General features: G+C 50.0%; 13 protein-coding genes. 9 read left to right on the plus strand and 4 right to left on the minus strand.

Translation table 11 applies throughout. The features are described from left to right. Positions 1–2 precede the first annotated feature (2 nt). The 4 genes from AC2YIT_RS18495 (at position 3) to AC2YIT_RS18510 (ending at position 5,681) form a co-directional block, all read left to right on the plus strand. A complete protein-coding gene (locus tag AC2YIT_RS18495) occupies positions 3–1,139 on the plus strand; it encodes an acyltransferase family protein (RefSeq protein WP_487280129.1) in 1,137 nt (378 codons plus the stop codon). Between the two features lie 72 nt (positions 1,140–1,211). Then, positions 1,212–1,955 carry a glycosyltransferase family 2 protein gene (locus tag AC2YIT_RS18500; RefSeq protein WP_430850929.1) on the plus strand — a complete coding sequence of 248 codons (744 nt, stop codon included), beginning with the start codon at positions 1,212–1,214 and terminating at the stop codon, positions 1,953–1,955. A gap of 11 nt (positions 1,956–1,966) precedes the next feature. After that, positions 1,967–4,645 (plus strand): DUF3352 domain-containing protein, encoded by a 2,679-nt coding sequence (locus AC2YIT_RS18505; RefSeq protein ID WP_487280130.1) that lies wholly within the window; start codon positions 1,967–1,969, stop codon positions 4,643–4,645. A gap of 4 nt (positions 4,646–4,649) precedes the next feature. Next, complete coding sequence (locus tag AC2YIT_RS18510) at positions 4,650–5,681, plus strand: hypothetical protein (protein ID WP_487280131.1); 1,032 nt, start codon at positions 4,650–4,652, stop codon at positions 5,679–5,681. Here AC2YIT_RS18510 and AC2YIT_RS18515 read toward each other — a convergent pair. Beyond that, positions 5,678–6,934 (minus strand): cation:proton antiporter, encoded by a 1,257-nt coding sequence (locus AC2YIT_RS18515; protein WP_487280132.1) that lies wholly within the window; start codon positions 6,932–6,934, stop codon positions 5,678–5,680. The two genes, AC2YIT_RS18510 and AC2YIT_RS18515, sit on opposite strands and share 4 nt — an antisense overlap. A gap of 220 nt (positions 6,935–7,154) precedes the next feature. Here AC2YIT_RS18515 and AC2YIT_RS18520 point away from each other — a divergent pair, with 220 nt between their 5' ends. Together AC2YIT_RS18520 and AC2YIT_RS18525 are read left to right on the plus strand one after the other, a co-directional pair. After that, entirely contained in the window at positions 7,155–8,303 is a 1,149-nt protein-coding gene (locus tag AC2YIT_RS18520) for a lipase family protein (RefSeq protein ID WP_487280133.1), read from the plus strand. 15 nt (positions 8,304–8,318) lie between these two features. After that, positions 8,319–10,061, plus strand: a complete 1,743-nt coding sequence (locus AC2YIT_RS18525; RefSeq protein ID WP_430850918.1) for a M14 family metallopeptidase — start codon at positions 8,319–8,321, stop codon at positions 10,059–10,061. Here the strand turns inward: AC2YIT_RS18525 and AC2YIT_RS18530 are convergent, their stop codons facing one another. Next, positions 10,062–10,895, minus strand: a complete 834-nt coding sequence (locus tag AC2YIT_RS18530; protein ID WP_487280134.1) for a hypothetical protein — start codon at positions 10,893–10,895, stop codon at positions 10,062–10,064. A gap of 180 nt (positions 10,896–11,075) precedes the next feature. On the opposite strand from AC2YIT_RS18530, the gene AC2YIT_RS18535 reads away from it, so the two are divergent. Next, positions 11,076–12,218, plus strand: coding sequence for a DEAD/DEAH box helicase (locus AC2YIT_RS18535; protein ID WP_430850914.1), 1,143 nt, complete (start codon positions 11,076–11,078; stop codon positions 12,216–12,218). Between the two features lie 8 nt (positions 12,219–12,226). Further along, entirely contained in the window at positions 12,227–12,532 is a 306-nt protein-coding gene (locus AC2YIT_RS18540; protein ID WP_487280135.1) for a rhodanese-like domain-containing protein, read from the plus strand. Between the two features lie 96 nt (positions 12,533–12,628). Here AC2YIT_RS18540 and dapF read toward each other — a convergent pair whose 3' ends face one another. Further along, positions 12,629–13,408 (minus strand): diaminopimelate epimerase, encoded by a 780-nt coding sequence (dapF, locus tag AC2YIT_RS18545; protein ID WP_430850910.1) that lies wholly within the window; start codon positions 13,406–13,408, stop codon positions 12,629–12,631. A 177-nt stretch (positions 13,409–13,585) separates the two neighbouring features. After that, positions 13,586–14,146, minus strand: a complete 561-nt coding sequence (rplS, locus tag AC2YIT_RS18550; protein ID WP_430850908.1) for a 50S ribosomal protein L19 — start codon at positions 14,144–14,146, stop codon at positions 13,586–13,588. Here rplS and AC2YIT_RS18555 point away from each other — a divergent pair. Next, positions 14,090–15,571, plus strand: coding sequence for an NAD(P)H-hydrate dehydratase (locus AC2YIT_RS18555; RefSeq protein WP_487280136.1), 1,482 nt, complete (start codon positions 14,090–14,092; stop codon positions 15,569–15,571). The two genes, rplS and AC2YIT_RS18555, sit on opposite strands and share 57 nt — an antisense overlap. Positions 15,572–15,605: the final 34 nt, after the last annotated feature.

Raw genomic sequence — 15,605 nt, forward strand, 5'->3', positions numbered from 1 at the left:
CCATGCGCACCAATTCAGAAGGACACATTATTCAACTTGACGGCGTGCGCTTTATTGCAGTGGGGCTGGTTCTGCTCGACCACCTCATCGTAGAAATCAATATTATCCCGTTCGGCGCGTTGGGAGTAACGATCTTCTTTGTGCTCAGCGGTTTCCTGATCTCCCGCATTTTGCTCAAAAGCAAGGAAAAAACTTACGGGACACCCGGAGGCTTTAAAAAGTACCTGCGCAAATTCCTGGTCCGGAGAACGATCCGGATCTTTCCGGTTTATTACCTCATCATTGCATTGCTGTTTATCTTCAATGTGCCGCCGGTGCGCGACAAGTTGCCCTGGCTCGCGTTGTACGGAACCAATATTTACATTGCCCTCCATAAAACCTGGCTGGGTTCAGTAGACCATTTGTGGTCGCTGGCGGTGGAAGAGCAGGTGTATCTATTCTTCCCGTTCCTGATTTTCTTCATTCCCAAAAACAAACTGGTGCCAGTGCTGGGCCTGATGGGTATTTTCAGCATTCTCCTGCGCGCTTACATTTTCTATTCGGGCAGAATACCGGGTACCAACTTCGTCACAATGGGTGAATGGACTGTAACCTATGTATCCACGCCCACTTGTTTCGATTCTTTCGCATTGGGCGGGCTTATGGCCTGGATGCAGCTATACAAGAATGATGTGTTTGTTAAATTATTCAGCAAATCATGGCCGGTACTGCTTGGCTTGCTGGGATGGGTGCTGATCCAATGGTGGGCCAAATCGCTGGCTCAGCCCTTCAACTTCCCGTACGTGGTGCTCGACAGAACCATGTCGTCCATTTTCGGGTTTACGTTGATAGGACGCGCTGTGATGGGTTTCAAGGGTTGGATGGCCGCGTTTCTCGAAAATCCGGTGTGTATTTATCTTGGCAAAATCAGCTATGGCCTGTACCTGTACCACAATTTTGTATACAACCATTTTCACAGCGGTCCCATGCACCCGACGGTCAGGCTTTTCCGGAAAATCTATCAATATATCCCCAGCCTCGAAGGCAATATCGCGTTCGAAGCAACGGTCGTAGTGGCGCTCACGGTCTTAGTGGCGTCGGTTTCCTGGCACTTTTTCGAGAAACCTATTAACGCCCTGAAAGACAAGTACGCTTACTAAATAATGAAACCCCATAGCCCGGTTACAGGCTTTATTTATTAATTTCGCGCAACATACCAAATACGCTTTTGCATGTCATATCTTCTGAGTATAGTAATGCCCGCATACAATGAGCAGGATTGTATCGAAAAAGTAGTTTATAATTGGACCTCCTTCCTCAAAACCAAATTCCCCAACGATAACACTACCCTGATCGTCATCAACGACGGATCGAAAGACAATACCAAGGTATTACTGGATGAGCTGGACAAAAAGATCGATAATCTGACGGTTGTCCACCAGAAAAACGGCGGGCATGGCAATGCGGTCGTGAACGGTTATCGCAAGGCGCTGGAACTGGGTTCGGAATATGTATTCCAGACGGACAGCGACGACCAGTTTGTTTCCGAAGATTTTGACAAACTCTGGGACAAACGCTCCCAGTCGCAATTCATACTCGGCTACCGCCAGGTTCGGCATGATGCCGGCGTACGCCTTTTTATCACGAAATTCCTCCGCGGCACGATTTCGGCTGTTTATGGTACATTCATCATGGACAGCAACATCCCGTTCCGTCTGATTAAAGGAACATTCCTGCAAAAACTGATGAACCAGCTGCCCAATCCGGAACCGTTCGCACCGAACATCTTCCTGGCTGTGATGGCAAAAAAATCAGGGCAGCAGCTGTTCGATATCCCTATCACCCATAAAGACCGGGAAACCGGCACCGTTTCGATTGTGAAATGGAACCTGTGGAAAGTTTGCATCCGAAGCTTTAAAGAACTCTTGCGGTTTCGCCTCGAACTGAATGATAAAGTGAAAGCGATCCGCGCTTAAAAAACAGGCTTGTGTCGAAAAAAAAACTGATTGCTATCCTGCTGGTCGTGCTTATCGCATCAGCAGGATATTTCCTGTTCAAATGGTCGAGGGGTTCGTCGGCAGCCTGGCAATTCATCCCCTCCAATGCCGTGGTGGTGATCACTAGTGAGCATTTGCAAGATTCGGCTTACACGGCCACAGAAGCCGCTCTTGACCTCAAACGGCTTCCTCTCCTCGACATCGCCAGCGATAACCTGACTTTGCTCAACCTGCTGACGAAAGACGCCAAAAAGCTCAAAACATTCCTGCAAGCCAAAACCCTCTCCTATTCATACCACCCGCGCACCAGCACGGAATGGGGGGTAATCATGTATATTCCCGTTACCGACGAAGAAACCAAATGGCTGGCCAGCCCGCAGCACGCCAACATCCGGCTTCTGCATCACAATTTCCAGGACCACCGCATTACCGACGCCATCGACGCCAATTCGCGGCCGTTGTTTTCCTACCTGGTGAAAGACCATTACCTGATCGTCAGCTACTATGGCGACCTGATCGAAGACGCCGTACGCGCTTCCTCGCTCAATATCAGCTCGTTCAGGCTGCGTTCACGCTTTTCGAATATCAACGATTCCGATTATGGCACGAGCATTTACCTCCGTACGGATGCCTGGAAGTCGGTAATGTCCATGGAGAATGTGGCCACCCTGGCGGAGTTTGGAAAGAGCTTCCCTGCCTACCAGGATTTTCACATTGAAAAAGCGGAGAGCAAGGGAAATCTGGTAGTCAAATCCAATGGGGCGGATGCACCGGATTATTACCTGGCCGAGATCCTGAAAGGCAACCCCGGCACGCCGTTCGCCGGGCACAAGCATGTATCGCAGCAAACTTCATTTTTGTATCGCGCGGCTGCGTCCGACAAAGCGGCATTCAAGGAAACATTTTTGAAATGGCATAAAAAATACAAATCGCCGGCCTGGGACAAGCTCAACTATTACATTGCCGGTGAAAGTAATGTGCTCATCGACAACATTGGTTCGGAGTTTGTATTATGCCAATTGGAGGAGAATAACAGCATTACCGACGGTAAAATCCTGCTTACGGAGTTTTCCAACTACGATAAAGTGAGGCCAGTACTACAAAAGCTTGCGCAGCTCTCCAACCAGGAAACAAATGTTTCGGCGGATCAGTACCAGGGCTACGACATTTATTCGGTACCTGTTCCTGAACTGCCTTCGGGCTTGTACGGGCCGATGTTTACCGGCTTTCCGCGCAGCTATATTACCTACATTGCGCCCTATCTGGTGATCAGCAACAACTCGCAGGTATTGCAGAACTACATTGTCGACTACGAAAACCAGATCACCTGGAAACAATCGCCGGAATACGATAGCGTGCTTACCAGTACGAACAACGAAGCTCAGCTTTCGATGATCGTGAACCTGCGGAAAGCGCAATCGGGCGAGGAAACGCAGGTTAGCAAAAAGTATAGCGACCTCACGGCCAAAATGGAGTCCATCACGCTGCAATGCCGCTTCGAAGGCAGCGAGGCATTCCCCGAACTCACATTTCATCCCAAAAAACGGCAAACCGCCAGCAAGGTGCTCAACCGCACTTTTCTGAACATCGATATCGAATGGCCGGATATTTACGATTCTGAACTGGCTGCATTGCAAAACCCGATCGACGGAAGTTCGGAGATATTGCTCACCGACAAGGAACACAACCTGCTCAGAACAAATAACCTGCGCGAAGGAAAAACCGAGACCATCGCCAAACTGAACGGCGCGATCGGTACGGCAGCTTATAAAGTCGATTTTCTGAACATCGGCCGCCAACAGCGCATTTTCGCCACGGAACGCACGATATATGCATTGGACGAAGACGACTCTTCCAATGTTTCGACCTTCCAGGCGCATTTGCCTACCCCCGATCTCGTCTCGGCATTATACCTCATCGACGGTGGCGAAGACGGCAGTAACCGGCTTATCGTCAAGAGCTCGGCGGAAGAGTTGTTCGTATGGGAAAGTGTGACCCGCCCGCTCAAAAGGCTGAACCATTCCGTACGTTTCGAAAAGATAGTGGGGCCGGTGGTAGCGCTGAACCAAATTGGCAACCGGGGCTTCATTGTAACGCAGCAGAATGGAAAGATTTATTTATTGAAAGAGAATGGCACGGTGCGCCCAGGCTTCCCCGTCGATATCCTGACGCGAACGGAGAGTCCGTTTACCTGGGCACAGAACCCGCAAACGGGTCAGCCCGAGCTTACGGGCGTGAGCGTATCCGGCGAACTGATCCGCATTAGCCTGGATGGTAAAATCACGTCGCGGCGACAGCTCCTGCGCCCCGAGCCGGGTTCGCGTTTCAGGATCCTTTTCGACCGCAATTCGCTCGATTGGATATTAGTGCGCTCGGTTAATTCCAAAACTGCTATTATTACCAAAGATGGCCGCGAACTGTTCGAGATCAAGGATATTTTACCCAATGCGACCATCCAGTATCACTTCTTTGGCGTCGATAACCGGTTTATCACGATCAAATCGGGCAGTTATTCCACCGTTTTTGATATGAACGGAAGGCGCCTCGGCGACAAAGCGATCCCTTCGGAAATGCCGGTGCAGCTTACGTACCAGCCTGGTTATTACAAATTATTGATATTCAGCCGGTCGGAAAAGAAAATACAGGTCTGGTCGATCAAGTTGAGATAATGCTATGAAGATTTTAAGATATATCGCACTGGCTATTGGCTCTCTCATATGGATTGTGGGCCTGAGCCCTACCATTTTGCCCTGGCTGTGGAAAGAACAGGTTGTGGAAGACGGTTACCAGTACGGCGATTTGTATAAGCTTTCTACCTTATCCGAGTTTCGCGACCCACGCCACCAATGCACCGGTTATACGCCGCCGGTTCGGCCGCAATCAGCTAAAAAAGTGCATCTGTATATTATCGGCGATAGCTTTACAGAAAAAGGAAGAGTTGGACAAAGCGATTTTCCGGTAGACGAATATACCTGGGTAAAATGGTCTGACTTCCTGCATATCAAACTCGACACCACCCAGCTTAATATCTTGCTGATGGAAAGCGTCGAACGGCATTTCCGCCAGAAATTCGCTTCGTCTACCATCACCGTGCTCGTTCCGGATTCGGCAACATTTATTCAAAACGGGGCTTCCAGCAAGTTCATGCACCAGCTGGACGAGGCGTTCAAAGGGTCGCACACCGCCGACAGGCTCGACGGCTTTTTGTTCCAGAACGATTTCGCATTACGCATTAAAGAATGGAAATCCGATTTCAACCACCGTTTTTTCGACAGGACCGCTTCGGGCGTGACACTTGTCAACAACGATCGCGATATTGTGTATTACATGGATACCGACACCCCGGAAGTTACATCGTCCTTCACGCCGGTGCGCCAAACCGAGCTTGATTCCATGATCGCAAACCTTAATGCGAGCCGTGATTTCGCGGACTCGCTGGGCTTCGACCATGTGATATTGAGCATTATCCCCAACAAGGTTTCGGTACTCAGCCCCGGATATGGCACGTACAACAATCTGATTGAACGGGTATACAACCACCCCAAACTCGGCGTGCCCTATATCGATGTGCTTGGCGATTTTCGCCGCATGGGCCGTGCATCGTACTTGAAAGGCGATTCGCACTGGACTTGCGAAGGGCAAACGGTCTGGCTTAACAAAATCAATGCGCTGATCAACCAGCTCGTGGCGGGGCCGGCTTCCTAAGCGGCCGCCTCCGCGTCGTCGGGCAGGCGGTCGGTTAGCTTGCCTACCGTGAGCCCTTGCACGATGATCGAGAACAATACCACGAAATAGGTGATTGCCAGCAGCAGGTCTTTGTTGAGATGCTGATCAATGGACAATGCCAATGCGATGGAAACACCTCCGCGCAAGCCTCCCCACACCAATATGGTAATCGATTTCTTCCCGAAGCGCGTTTTGAAAGGAATGAGCTTGACAGGAATATAAATCGAAATGAACCGCGCCAAAAGCACCACTACGATCGCCACCATGCCTGCCCAGCCATATTGCTTCATGTCGGGGATCAGGAGCAATTCGAAGCCGATGATCAGGAACAGGATCGCATTCAGGATTTCATCGATAAGCTCCCAGAATTTGTCGATATAATCGCGCTCGGTATCCGAAACGGCACCGGGATTTTTGCCATAATTCCCTACCACCAGCCCAGCAGCCACCATAGCCAATGGACCCGACATATGCAGTGCCTGGGCAGCCAGGTGCCCGCCCATCACGATTGCGAGCGTAATGAGTACGTGTACGTTGTAGCCATCTACCCGGTACATCATTTTGGAACCTAAAAAACCGAGCAGCAAGCCGAGCAAAATGCCGCCCAGCGCTTCTTTCACAAAAAGACCGGCAATACCGGTAAATGAGGTATTCACTTCTTCTCCCCGTGCCAGCGCGAGCATCAGAATGAACACCACTACGGCCATACCGTCGTTAAAAAGCGACTCACCCGCGATCTTCGTTTCGAGCGACTTGGGAACACCCGCCTGTTTGAGGATCCCAAGCACTGCAATAGGGTCCGTGGGGGAAATCAATGCGCCGAAAACGAGGCATTGAATGAGCGGAATGCTAATGCCGATCAACGGCAGGATATAGTAAATGAGGAAACCGATCACGAACGTGGAAATCACGACGCTGACGGTGGAAAATATAATGACCGGCAAACGCTGCTCCCTAAGATCTTCCAAATGCAAATGGATAGCCCCCGCGAACAGTAGAAAGTTGAGCATCGCGCCCATGAGTATTTCCGTGAGATCGACGCTCGCTATGAGCGTGGAAATGCGGATGAATGTGCGTGGAAATATGCTATCGGTAGCGATAAGCCCCAGCGACACCATCAATGCGATCACCATGACGCCGATAGAGGGAGGCAATTTCAGAAACCGGGAATTGAGGTAAGAAAATATCGCAGAGAGGACGATTAATGCGGAAAAAGAGTAATACAGCTCCATGAAAATATTTTTTAGACTAACCAAAAATAAGAAATTCCGGGCTCGCATTCAAGGCGAAACGGGTTACGCGGGTAAACTCTAATGGTATTCTAATTTGAAAGAAATGTCTGAAACCGGGGCCGAAAAGTGATTTGAAAGCCTGAAAATCCGGTTGCATCGATTGTTTTCCTACATTAGTAACCCAAAGGTTGCCTTGGTATTCAACGCTTCGCTATCACTCATGCAAAAGTTCCTGACAAGTTTCAAACCATGCCTGCTAGGGCATTTTTACACAGCTATTGTCTTTATCCTTGGCACACTCGCCGTTCAGCCCGGAATGGCGCAAACCAGCAAGCTGAAACCCGGCTTTGACAAGGCTGAATACCAGGAACTCGTGTATATGCACGCCCTGCTGTACGATACCGCCATGACCAACCGGCAAAAGTTCAAAGTACCGCGGCCCACGAAATTTGATTCCGTTTACGCTTCTCCCGTAATGGGCCTCGACAACCGCTGGGGGCTGTGGAAGAGCAAGTCTTCCGTAGCTGTAATTAACCTCCGGGGCACGACCATGAATGCCGTGGGCTGGCTCGAAAACTTCTATGCCGCTATGGTACCGGCCCGCGGGGAGCTCCAAATCACCAAAGATTATACTTTTAAATACCATCTGGCCGACAATCCCAAAGCAGCCGTACACATTGGCTGGCTGGTAGGCACGGCTTATCTGGCGAAGGATATTGTCCCAAAAATCGACTCCATGTACAAAACCGGCGTCAGGGATTTCCTTATTATGGGCCATAGCCAGGGCGGCGCGCTCAGTTATCTGATGACGGCGCATCTGTATTCGCTTCAAAAGCAGGGCGCATTGCCCAAAGATATCCGTTTCAAAACCTACGCCAGCGCGGCTCCAAAGGTGGGCAATACCTATTTCGCCTACGAGTATGAACACCTGGTCGATGGCGGCTGGGGCTATAATGTCGTCAATTCGGCCGATTGGGTGCCCGAAGTACCGTTTTCGGTGCAAACACTTAGCGATTTTAACAATACGAACCCTTTCAAAAATATCGACGGCATTATCAAGAAGCAAAAACTCATTGCGCGCATCGGTATGCGGCACGCTTACAAGGGCATGAAAAAGCCCAGCGAAAAGGCGCAGCGCAATTACGAAAAGTATCTCGGCCGGTATGCAGGGAAAATTGTAGCTAAAAACCTGCCGGAATACCAGGCACCAACCTTTTACAAAAGCAGTAACTACGTACGCACCGGGCCGACGGTCGTGCTCCTGGCCGATGATGCGTACTATAAGCAGTTTGAGGATTCGGATCAGAATGTTTTCATTCACCACGGCCTCCATCCTTACCTTCACTTGCTCGAACAATACAAATACTGACATTTTACTCCGTTCATGCGCTTCAAACTAACACTATTTCTGTTGGGTATTCTCCCGGCAATTGCATTCCACGCGGAAGCCCAGTACCAGACCCGTTTTGAAAAAAGCGGTGGCAAGCAAACCCCTACCTACGACGAAGGCATTGCCTACTACCGGCAGCTGGCCCAAAATTTCCCGCAGGTACAAATGCAGGAAAAAGGCCTTACCGACAGCGGCAGGCCATTGCATCTGGTATTGTATTCAAAAAACAAGGTCTTCGATGTCAAAAAACTGAGAGCACAGGGCAAGGCTATCCTGTTTATCAATAATGCCATCCATCCCGGAGAGCCGGATGGCGTGGATGCGTCGATGATGCTGTTGCGCGACATGCTCGTGCATCCGGCCAAATTCCCCGAACTGGACAGCGTTGTGGTGGCTATCATTCCCTTCTACAATATCGGAGGCGCGTTGAACCGCAATAGTACCACCCGCACCAATCAGGCGGGGCCGAAGGAATATGGTTTCCGGGGAAATGCGCGGAATTATGATCTGAACCGTGATTTTATCAAAGCTGATACCCGCAATGCACGGAGTTTCGCTGCCATTTTTCACGAGCTCGATCCCGACCTCTTCGCGGACACGCACGTGAGCAATGGCTCTGATTACCAGTATGTAATGACGCTCGACTACGCTCAGAAAGACAAACTCGGCGGTCCGCTTGGCGATTTCAACGAGAAGGTTTTTCTACCTTATATGTACAAGCATTTGAAAGAAGCTGGCTTCGAGGCTACGCCCTATGTGAATGCCTACGGGCAAACGCCTGACAAAGGTTTTGTTCAGTTTCCCGATTGGCCGCGCTATTCCACAGGATACGCCGCTTTGTTTCATACCATCGGCGTGATGACCGAAACACATATGCTGAAACCCTACGATCAGCGCGTAAAATCGACTTATGCCTATTTACACGGCAATATCAAGTTCCTTGCCGCGCACCGGAAGACGCTGTTGAGACTGCGGAACGAGACGAAAGAGGCCGTCAAAAAGCAGGAGAAGTTTGCTATTACCTGGCAGGTCAATAAATCAAAACAATCCACGATCGCATTCAAAGGCTACGAGCCCGAGTACATTCCCAGTGAAGTAAGCGGGCTGCCCAGGCTGCATTACGACCGGTCAAAACCATTTACCAGGGATATTCCATTTTACGACTCCTATGCCCCGCTGGACGAAGTGACGCGGCCGGAAGCCTACATTATCCCGCAAGGCTGGCACAATATAGTGGAGCTGCTACGGCTGAACGGCGTGCAAATGAAAGCGCTCGAAAAGGACTCGGAAATGAATGTAGAAACCTATTATATCGAGGAGTTGGAAACGCCTAAGCAGCCTTTCGAAGGACATTACTGGCATACTTCGGTGAAACTAAGGACTGAAAAGCAGAAACTGCCTTTCAAAAAAGGAGATTGGTATATCCCCGTCAATCAATCCGTGAACCGGTACATCATCGAAACCCTCGAACCAAAAGCGGTGGATTCGTTCTTCAAATGGAATTTCTTTGACACCATTTTACAGGCCAAAGAACATTATTCGGGCTATGTTTTTGAAGACCTGGCTGCGGATTTGCTCAGAAAGTCTCCCGAACTGAAAGCGAAGCTCGATGAGAAACGCAAGGCAGATCCCGAGTTTGCGAAGAACGGCAATGCACAGCTGGATTTTATCTACCAGAATTCGGTTTACGCGGAAAAGGAATACATGCGCTATCCCATTTTCCGCGTCGTGCGGTGATCAGAAGCGGAGTCCCAAGTTGAAATTGAACTCACCGGTGATTTCCATGCGTCCGTTACGGTAAGTACTCGAATGGTATTTCTCCCGATCCAGATAGCGCGGGCCTACCCCGGCATTCAGCCCGATTTGAAAATGCGGAGTAATCTGGAAATTGACATAATTATTAACGATCATTCCCATTCGGAAGCGGTTGCGTTTTTCCTCTGTGCTGGTGGTAACGCCGCTTAAAGGATCGTATTTGTTGGTGTATTGCCATTTTGTGCCAATTCCGGTAAAGAGCGTCGGCCCTACTGCATAAGTAACGCGTTTCTGGCCAAATGGATAAACTTTCAAACTGGGTGAGAAATAATACATCTGGTCGTCGGAGTCCTCGCCGATCGAGGGAAGGTAGTAACTGTCGGGAATGGTCAATGTGAAAGGTAAGAGTAAGCCGAAATAGCCGCGTTTGTCGAGAATTCTTTCATAACTAATGCCAAAGCCCGGGCCGCTGTCCAAAGCCTTGAAAGGGGAAAAATCAATTTTGTTTTTACCTAATTCTTCGTCCTGGACGATGGGCTCATTCCGCTCCCGATTCCTCGTATTACTACGCTCGGCACGTTTGTCAAACCAGACTGTCTGACCATTCCCGAACTCGATGCGTAGCAATTCGTTCTTTCTGACCACAAAATTAGCTGCATTCGCTTCCAGGCTGATCTTGTACAATACCTTATCGATACCTACTTCGACCACTTTTCCTTCGATGGTGGAACCGTTTTTCCGGACCAGGACATCCTGTGCATGAGCGGCCGTGAAGAAAAGCGATAGTAAAAATGTGAGGGTAAAAATCTTGCTCATAGTGTTGCTGCGTTGATGAACGATGATCAAATTTAAGTGAATAGTGACTATTTTTGCGAAGTATTCTCACTGAACGTTTAAAAACATACTTCTGTTATACACCTGGCCAGACAGGCCGATTCATATTATGCAGGCTGCGTTTAAAATGGATGATCATCACGCAGCCATTAAAAAGACCAAATGACATTTCAGGATTTAAAACTCATAGAGCCGATTAAGAGGGCTCTCCAAGAAGAAGGATACACCACTCCCACTCCCATCCAGGCCAAAGCTATTCCGGTTATTTTAGAAAATAAAGATTTGCTGGGCTGCGCGCAAACGGGTACCGGCAAAACTGCCGCCTTTGCGATTCCGATGCTGCAATTACTGCACGAAAACCCGGTCGGGAAGTTTGAAAGAAGCCGTATCCGTGCATTGATTCTGACCCCTACCCGCGAGCTGGCGATCCAGATCGGCGAGAGCTTCGCTGCGTACGGGCGTCACACCCGCGTGAGGCATACCGTTATTTTCGGTGGTGTAGGCCAGAAACCGCAAACCGACGCTTTGGCAAGGGGCGTGGACGTGCTCATCGCTACGCCGGGCCGTCTGCTGGATTTGATTAACCAGGGGTTCATTAAACTGAACCAACTGGAATTTTTCGTGCTCGACGAAGCCGACCGCATGCTCGATATGGGCTTTGTGCACGACGTGAAAAAGGTGATCAAATTGCTACCGAACAAGCGCCAGTCGCTATTTTTCTCGGCCACCATGCCTCCGGCGATCGTGACTCTGGCAGGTACTATTTTGAGAAACCCGGTGAAAGTGGAAGTTACCCCGGTATCTTCAACGGCCGATACCATTCGCCAATCGGTGTTTTTTGTAGATAAATCAGACAAAAACTCGCTGCTGCTGCATATTCTGAAAGATGAATCGATTGCTACGGCATTGGTATTTACCCGCACTAAACACGGGGCCGACAAGGTGGTGAAAGTATTGCGCAAAGCAGGTGTTACTTCCGAAGCCATTCACGGTAACAAGTCGCAGACGGCCCGCCAGAATGCATTGAAGAATTTCAAAAGCCAGACTACGCGCGTCCTCGTAGCCACCGACATCGCCGCGCGCGGTATCGATGTGGACGACCTCACACACGTAATCAACTACGAAATCCCGAACATTCCCGAAACCTACGTTCACCGTATCGGTCGTACCGGCCGCGCGGGAGCGAAAGGCATTGCGATGTCGTTCTGCGACAAAGAAGAGAAGCCATATCTCAAAGATATTCATAAGCTGATCGCTAAAAATATCCCGGTTGTGAACGACCATCCTTACGCGGTGAGCAGGTAATTGGCAGTATGCTGAAAAAAACTTACTCGGACATTGACCTTCCTCAGGCACTCGCATTGACCAAAGGCCCGGATGCCGTGCTGGTGGACGTGCGTGAAAACTGGGAGTTTGAGGAATTCAACGAAGGAGGAATCAATATTCCACTAGCTGAAATCCGGGAAAAGCGTCCGCTCGTGGCGCCCTACCAGACGATCGTCGTCATTTGCACGAATGGCGTCCGCAGCAAAGTCGCCGCGATGGATTACTGCCGCGTCCCGGAGTGGGGCGGCAAGCAGATATTTCATGTGAGGGGCGGTATTATCGAGTCGGAATAACGGAGTTGGAAGCTTAAAGTTTAAAATAGAAGGCAAAGTAAAAAGTAAAGCCTTGCAAATCATCGACTTGCAAGGCTTTACTTTTTACTTCAAACTCTAAACTTCCAAAGTTCCTTCAAAGACGCGCACTGCGGGACCGATCAGATAAACGTCTTTAAACTGGCCTTCGCCGGCATCCTGGTATTCCACCGCCAGCGTTCCGCCGATCGTTTCTACCTGTACCGGGCCTTGCCAGCCTTCGCGTAGGTGCGCGGACAATGCGCAGGCGGTCACACCCGTTCCGCAGGAGAAAGTTTCGTCTTCCACGCCTCGCTCGTAAGTACGCACGCTCAGGTGGTTGTCTTCGATTACCTCTACGAAATTCACATTGGTACCTCCTTTGGGGCCGTACACGGAACCGTAACGGATCTCGCTGCCGATATTCACCACATCGGCTTCGTGGATGTCGTCCACGTACGTTACGTAATGCGGCGAGCCAGTGTTCATGAAATCGTATTCCTCATATTGCTCCACACCATTCACGTTCGACATTTTGAGGCGGATGGTATCACCCGAAACAGTCGCTTCATGCTCACCGTCGACCGCTATGAATTTGGTACTGTCCTTGAAAAGCCCCAGGTCGCTGGCGAAACGCACCACACAACGGCCGCCGTTGCCGCACATGCTGCCTTCGCCGCCATCGGCATTGAAATACACCATGCGAAAATCGTAACCTTCCGCATTTTGAAGCAGGATAAGGCCGTCCGAGCCGACGCCGAACCGGCGGTGGCAAATCGACGCGATCAGTTCTTTGGAAACCGGGAATTGCAGGTCGCGGTCGTCGATCATGACGAAGTCGTTGCCGGTACCCTGGTATTTATAAAATGGGATAGTCATAATGTTATGCTTTAAGCTGTAAGCCATAGGCTTGTAAGCTATTTTGTATTCGGAAAATTGTATGCCCGGGAATTATAGCCTATGGCTTAAAGCTTATAGCCTTTTCCAAAAAACAAAACCCCGCAAGAAAAATTCGCTTGCAGGGTTTTAAAATTTCGTTCCCGAAGGTCCTTTGGATTACTTCGTGGTTTTAAGCTCTTTAATACGAGCTGCTTTGCCCTGACGGCCACGCAAGAAGAACAGACGTGAACGACGTACCTTACCACGACGAATAAGCTCGATTTTCGCGATGCTTGGTGAAAGGATTGGGAAAACACGCTCAACACCGATACCGTTTGAAATTTTACGTACTGTAAAAGTTTCGCCAGCTCCGTTTACGTTACGACGCTGCATAACGGTACCCTGGAACTGCTGGATACGCTCTTTGTTACCTTCACGGATTTTCACGTGAACGTTGATCGTGTCGCCTGATTTGAAATCAGGATACTCGGATTTACGATTTTCAATCGTAGCTTCTACGAGTTTAATAAGTTCGCTCATGACGAGTGATTTTATGGATTTAAAATGATAGCTTGCTCCCAGCGGACGGGGTGACGCCCCTTCATTCAAAACAGCTTTTGAGAAAACGAGTGCAAAGCTAGCATTATTTGTCCGTAACAAAAAGCTTTTCGCGTGATTATCATGAAGATTTTCAATATAGAACAGATCCGGGCGATGGACGCCTATACGATCGCACACGAACCCATCGCCTCCATTGATTTGATGGAGCGCGCGTCACAGGCATTTGTACGGTGGTTTTGTAATCAATATGTCAATACCCGCCCTATCGCCGTCTTTTGCGGCAAGGGAAACAACGGCGGCGACGGCCTGGCGATAGCCCGCATTCTGAGCGGCTGCGGCTACGATGTGCAGGTTTTCATCGTGGAATACACCCTGAATGCGACTGACGATTTTCGCCAAAACTACTCCCGGCTTGGCAGCCACCTCACACCGCGCCGCATTCATTCAGAAAATGACCTTCCACAATTGGGAAATAAAGTCGTTTGCATTGATGCCTTGCTGGGCTCAGGCCTGTCGCGCCCCGTTGAAGGTTTATTAAGCATTGTCATTCAGTATTTAAATGAATTGCCCAACAGGCTCGTGTCCGTCGATATTGCCAGCGGGCTCTACACCGACCAGCCCAATAACCCCAACGATGTAGTCGTCAAACCGAAATACACCGTTACGTTTCAGTTGCCGAAACTGGCATTTTTGCTTCCTCAGAATGCCGAATACGTCGGCGAATGGCATGTAGTCGATATTGGTCTCAGCTCCCGGTACATGGCTGAAACGAGCACACCATATTATTTCACCGACAAATTTGAAGCTGAAAAGCGCATTAAACTCCGTCAGAAATTTTCACACAAAGGCACTTTTGGACATGCCGTGATCGTCGCCGGAAGTTATGGCAAAATGGGGGCCGCGGTTCTTTCGGGAAAAGCCTGCCTGCGCTCGGGTGTGGGGCTGCTCACTATGCACGTGCCCACGTGCGGGTACGAGATCACGCAAATCTCCGTTCCGGAGGCTATGACGACCGTCGATGAAGCAGAAAAATACATTAGCAAGCTGCCGGATCTCGCTTCGGCGACGGCTATCGGCATCGGCCCGGGCATCGGCCAGGAGCCGGCGACGGTGAAAGCATTGGAAAAAGTACTGGAACAATCCAAAGTACCGGTCATTATCGATGCCGATGCATTGAATATCCTCTCCACAAACCGGCATTTACTTTACAAGCTGCCTGAAAACACGATCCTAACCCCTCATCCAAAGGAATTTCAGCGGCTTGCCGGCGAAAGCGGCAACGAATATGAGCGGCTGGAAAAAGCGCAGGCATTTGCTGCCAAATACAAAGCGATTATCTGCTTGAAAGGCGCCAACACCGCTGTTGTTCTTCCCAATGGTGAAGTCCATTTCAACTCAACCGGCAATCCCGGCATGGCCACCGGCGGTACCGGCGATGTACTGACGGGCATCATCACCAGCCTCCTCGCCCAAAAATACGACCCCGCCGACGCCGCCATTCTGGGCGTGTACCAGCACGGCCTCGCCGGCGACCGCGCCGCCGAAGCCCGCGGCCAAACGGCGCTGATCGCCTCGGACGTGATAGAGCACCTGGGTTGGTAACTCGTTTGATTTGAGTTAAATTTGATTAATCAAA

The organism is Dyadobacter sp. SRI_021 (assembly GCF_057586235.1).